The organism is Flavobacteriales bacterium, from assembly GCA_021296215.1.
Classification (GTDB): Bacteria; Bacteroidota; Bacteroidia; order Flavobacteriales; family ECT2AJA-044; genus ECT2AJA-044.
Map to the genome: position 1 here is coordinate 10,984 of JAGWBA010000084.1, position 4,482 is coordinate 15,465.

General features: G+C 37.0%; 6 protein-coding genes. All 6 read right to left on the reverse strand.

The window, feature by feature from the left end:
* Positions 1 to 231 precede the first annotated feature (231 nt).
* Positions 232 to 879, reverse strand: coding sequence for a DKNYY domain-containing protein (locus J4F31_11115; GenBank protein ID MCE2497107.1), 648 nt, complete (start codon positions 877 to 879; stop codon positions 232 to 234).
* A 5-nt stretch (positions 880 to 884) separates the two neighbouring features.
* Positions 885 to 1,469, reverse strand: coding sequence for a DUF2974 domain-containing protein (locus tag J4F31_11120; protein MCE2497108.1), 585 nt, complete (start codon positions 1,467 to 1,469; stop codon positions 885 to 887).
* 73 nt (positions 1,470 to 1,542) lie between these two features.
* Positions 1,543 to 1,737, reverse strand: coding sequence for a hypothetical protein (locus J4F31_11125; GenBank protein ID MCE2497109.1), 195 nt, complete (start codon positions 1,735 to 1,737; stop codon positions 1,543 to 1,545).
* Between the two features lie 207 nt (positions 1,738 to 1,944).
* Positions 1,945 to 2,664: a hypothetical protein gene (locus J4F31_11130; protein MCE2497110.1), complete on the reverse strand. Its 720-nt coding sequence runs from the start codon at positions 2,662 to 2,664 to the stop codon at positions 1,945 to 1,947.
* On the reverse strand, positions 2,661 to 3,443 hold the full coding sequence (locus J4F31_11135) for a hypothetical protein (protein MCE2497111.1): 783 nt from the start codon (positions 3,441 to 3,443) through the stop codon (positions 2,661 to 2,663). The genes J4F31_11130 and J4F31_11135 overlap by 4 nt, the downstream gene beginning before the upstream one ends.
* A 560-nt stretch (positions 3,444 to 4,003) precedes the next feature.
* Positions 4,004 to 4,482, reverse strand: a 479-nt coding sequence (locus tag J4F31_11140; protein ID MCE2497112.1) for a hypothetical protein, incomplete at its 5' end; no start/stop codon positions are given.

A 4,482-nucleotide genomic window follows, 5' to 3' on the forward strand; every position in this document is an offset into this window, starting at 1 on the left:
TTAAACAACCAAAATCACAAGGGTTGAGGAGAAGCGACAGCTATCGGGATAAGCCTGACCTTCTGGGTTGCAGCTAACGTCAAGGCTATGCGTAGTGCGGGGTTAGAAAGCACTTCACTATCCGCTTACCGATATGTTTATTAATATTCCTTTACTTTCAATTTTGTACTGAAACCCGCATTACGTATAGCTTTTGTTGGGCGTATGTGCTTTTTTTTGAGATTTATGTAATCACTGTTTTTCGTTGTGTATTATTATTTCTCTATAGCCTTTGAAATTTCTCTTCTCAGTTTTTGCTGTAGCAATTTCATTTACTATTACCCCGTCAATGTTCAAAGTGTCCAACCAATTAAAGCCTGGATTTTGCTCAATAAAATGTGATAATAAAATTGTTGACCGAGCAGTTGACATATTTATTACTCTAAATTCGTTTATTTCATCTTTTGAAAGGTGTAATGGCAGCGTTCCGCAAAACACATCATTATCGTCTTTTGAGTATGGGAAGCTTAAAAGTTCAAATGATTTCGGGTTTGCGTTAACTATTTCGTGCCAATCTAAAAACACTTTTTTGTCATCTTTTGAGTAACCGTTATCTGTAAGAACTGAAAAAGTTTTAGGATTTGAATTTTTTATCTTCTGGGTCCTATAGTATACATAGTTTTTGTCAACAGCGTAATTTTTATTTTTCAATACTTTGAATGTTTTTAAGTCTGCTGATTTAACATTTGCAACTCTTTTTCCGACTGCCTCATCATAAGAAATCCAAACCCATTGATCATTTTCTTTTTTGTACCCTTCTTGGCAGGAAGTTAATAATGATAAAGACAATAAAATGAATGTAAGTTTTGTGATGATATTATTTGAGCAACTCTGTTTCATAATCATTATTTTGTTGGAAATCTTTGAATTACTGCTCCCATCATATGATTTTGTACTCGCTGATAAGTTCTATATGCATCATCTATAGTTAATAGCGGTACTTGAGGGACGTATGTTGCAGGTAGTGTAGTTATATTCCCTTCTGCTTTTAGTCCAGCCATAGATTGATAATGACTTACTGCCTCACCTTGAACAACGTAAGCTGATATATTAGCCGTTTTGTTAAGGTCTAATCTTTCTTTTGTAGTATTGGAAAGCCCTGCCGCATTAAAAGTAACGGCTTTCCCTCCAACTTTAAGTGCATTAGCACTTGCTAACCCACCGCCTAACGAATGTCCGGTAAAAGAAACACCATTGTATTGGTCTGCATACTGTTTAGCATAATCTACAGATTGATCATATTGAGGGGAATTGCCAAATACTTGTTGAGCATTATTCTGCCAATCTTTTAATGAAGTAGGGTTTGTTCCTTGTGTGGCATATATGTATTCAGTTTTCCCATTAAAAGTTCCTTGATATAAAGCACCCCTGTAACCTGTTTCATCATCATTATCAACTCTAACAACTTCCCATCCGTTATTAGTAGTCATACCAGCTTCTAAGCCTTCGGTATAAACATGGTCAGCAATAGGAACATAAACATCGTCAGGACACTCTGGACATCTACCATCTGGCTGAATAAGGGCTTTTATCTACTTGGTTTGGATGGTCTGCCAAAGGATCCACACTCAGCCAAACACTCAAGTTTGAATTATAATACCGTGCCCCGTAGTAGTGATACCCCGTCTCTGGATCCACTTCTTTAGCGTTGAAGTGATAAGGGGAGTCATAGTTATCGTTTCCTGCGTGTTGCGCCATTATTTCTTTAAAAGAAGGGAAATGAGTGTGTGAAGCTTTCAACGAACGAGTGCAACCGGTGTTTGGTTGTGAACAAATTTATTGCTTCCAGCTTAAAAACGGAAACTGGCCAAGAAAAAAAAGGAACCTATGTCTATCAACGAAGTGGAGTAATTTAGTTTACGTGATTAATCTAGAAAGGTAATATTGGCGTACATTTTTTTCTCTTTAATCTTCTGTTTTGATTATTGATACTGAATCTATAAAAACTCCAGCAAGGGTTCCTAACTCTTTATTCATCTTTCTTTCAAGTACCTTATAATCACGATTGGTATACGTTGCCGTAAAAAGGCCAAGATGGATAAATGACTCTCCTCCCTTGGATACATAACTTTCATTTACTATTTGCCATTCACCTTGAGCGATATTCGATAAGTCGAAGTCTATAATGTTCTTTTTATTCCCAGCTATGCAGTCATACTTTCTAATTGAACGCGTTCTCGGAAATTTTTCATTGGAAAAGTAAATGCTAAATTTCTTCAAATCAACCGGTTCGTCGTTTATTTTTCCGATTTTGAAAAAGACTTCGAGTTTTTCACCTGCATCAAGTTCTCGAGGCAGCCTAATTGATAGGTACTCAATTAAACCTCTGCTCCTGGTTGAAAACAAAACCAGTCCGACGCATCCACTTGTTAAATTCGGAATCCGCTTAGAACCTTGATAGAATCCATTAGTTGAGTCTAATTCATCGAACAAGCATGGGTGAAAATAATCAGGGCTTCCCGAGACAGGAATATACCAACGAGATAACAACTCCCATTGCCCTAAATTAGTGGGACAGCTAAGAAATGAATCGAAATTTTCTTCAAACAGCACTTTATCCCTGTTTTGTCCAAACAAACAATGAATTGATACAGTTATTACAAATATTAAAAAAAAGGGGTTCATGGATCAATAATACCTTTTCTTACAAGTTCTTCCCGCCTTGCAGGAGTAGCTTGCAATATTAAATTAGCCTTACCAGATATCATTGAGGGTGCCAAAACACTAATTTCAATTAATAAGTTGGTATTTTGACCATCAATTGGGGATGTATAATCCGAGTTCCGTCCATTCATTATAACCCTTGATCTTATCAAGAATCCTTCATTCCTTCTAGGAATTAGAAAACGATTTGCTCGAAAATTTTGCGTTTGAACATTTCTTATTAACCGACCATCATTGGAAAAATTATCAACTTCTTTATATTTTCCAAAGAGGTTTTTTCTAAGAATTGAAACGTTCATTAATTTTGTACCATAAGACTCCATATTAATTTCGAAATTCAACTCCTTAACTTTGGTTGGAAAATCAGCAGGGTTGTATAACATAGAACTTTCAATTTCAGCTGATTCTTTTTCACGGTTATAGGTCTCTGGTTGCACTGAAATCTGCTGCGATCCTGAAAACTCCTCTTTGGGCGGAGTGACTTTATCTCTTCTTCCAAAATTAAAGGCGTTTGAAATAAAATCTCCAATTTTTCTAATAGCATTACTCAGCTTTCCTGACGGATTATCAAGCATTCCATCCGGATCTACCCTTCCAATAGGATTATTCTGAACAAAATTGTACGGAGTAAGCCAGCTGCGCTCGGAGGCCAACGGATCCACACTCAACCACAAACTCAAATTCGAACTGTAGTAACTCGTACCATAGTGGTATCCAGTCTCTGGGTCAAGCTCTTTGATATTAACTCAATTATCATGAATAAATACTTTCAGAAATCCTTAAATATATTTCTTCGATAAATCCTTCGAAATTTTTTCCGTTGAATGAAATCGAGGTTTAATATGATACTTTCTCTTATCGCGAGAAAATACTCTTTTTGGACATTATAATATCTCTTCGAAAAAATTTCGTCCCGAGTACCCAAGTACTTGATTGACCAATGATATCCTCCTAGTGCCATATTTGGCGAACCTTTTGGTAGATTCAGCGTACTATCAATAGCCATTACTATTTTTGAGTATTCCCTTGGACTAATCTTCTTCTTTGTAATAAGCTGAATATCATATGCGCTAATATCGGCTTGATATTCTCCTTCATCATCAACTTCGAGGGAGTAGATTTCGATTTGGCTATAACTGATTATATACCGAAAACTTTTGGAAGTTCCATCTACGTTTTCGGAAACAACATAGATGTTTGGAGGTTGGGCGTTTCCCCTGCCCGGGAAAAACGAAAAAAAAGTAAATAGAAATGCTGCTATATATCTCATGGCACTAAAATTTGTTCCCAAGAAGGGATATTAACACCTCCACCCATTCAATACCCTTACCATTAATTCTTGGTGGGAGAGGCGAGACGCGCCTCTTATGTGGTGGTCAAAAATGTTACCAGCCCTATAACCCTCATATTCATCATTGTAGTCCACAAATGCCTTCTCTCCATTAACCCAAGACCATTCAATGCCAAAGCCTGCTCCATGTCTCGCTTCATGAACAAGAGTCCCCAATCGCCCTCTTGCATGTTTAATTTCTACACGTTCTAACTCATCATTGAAGTAGGTCTGACCTTGCGGAAACACAACCAATGAGTTATCAGATATGAAATGATAAGTAACCTCTTCATCATTGATCATTTTATCAAAGCTTGCTTTGAGTTCAGACAGCTCACAAATGCGTTCGGCCGCTCTTTGATACCTTGCTTGTTGATTATTGTTAAGGCCTTTTCGCTCAGCCTTCTGATCAAGTCTATCTACGATTCGTTCAGATTTTGATATGCCAT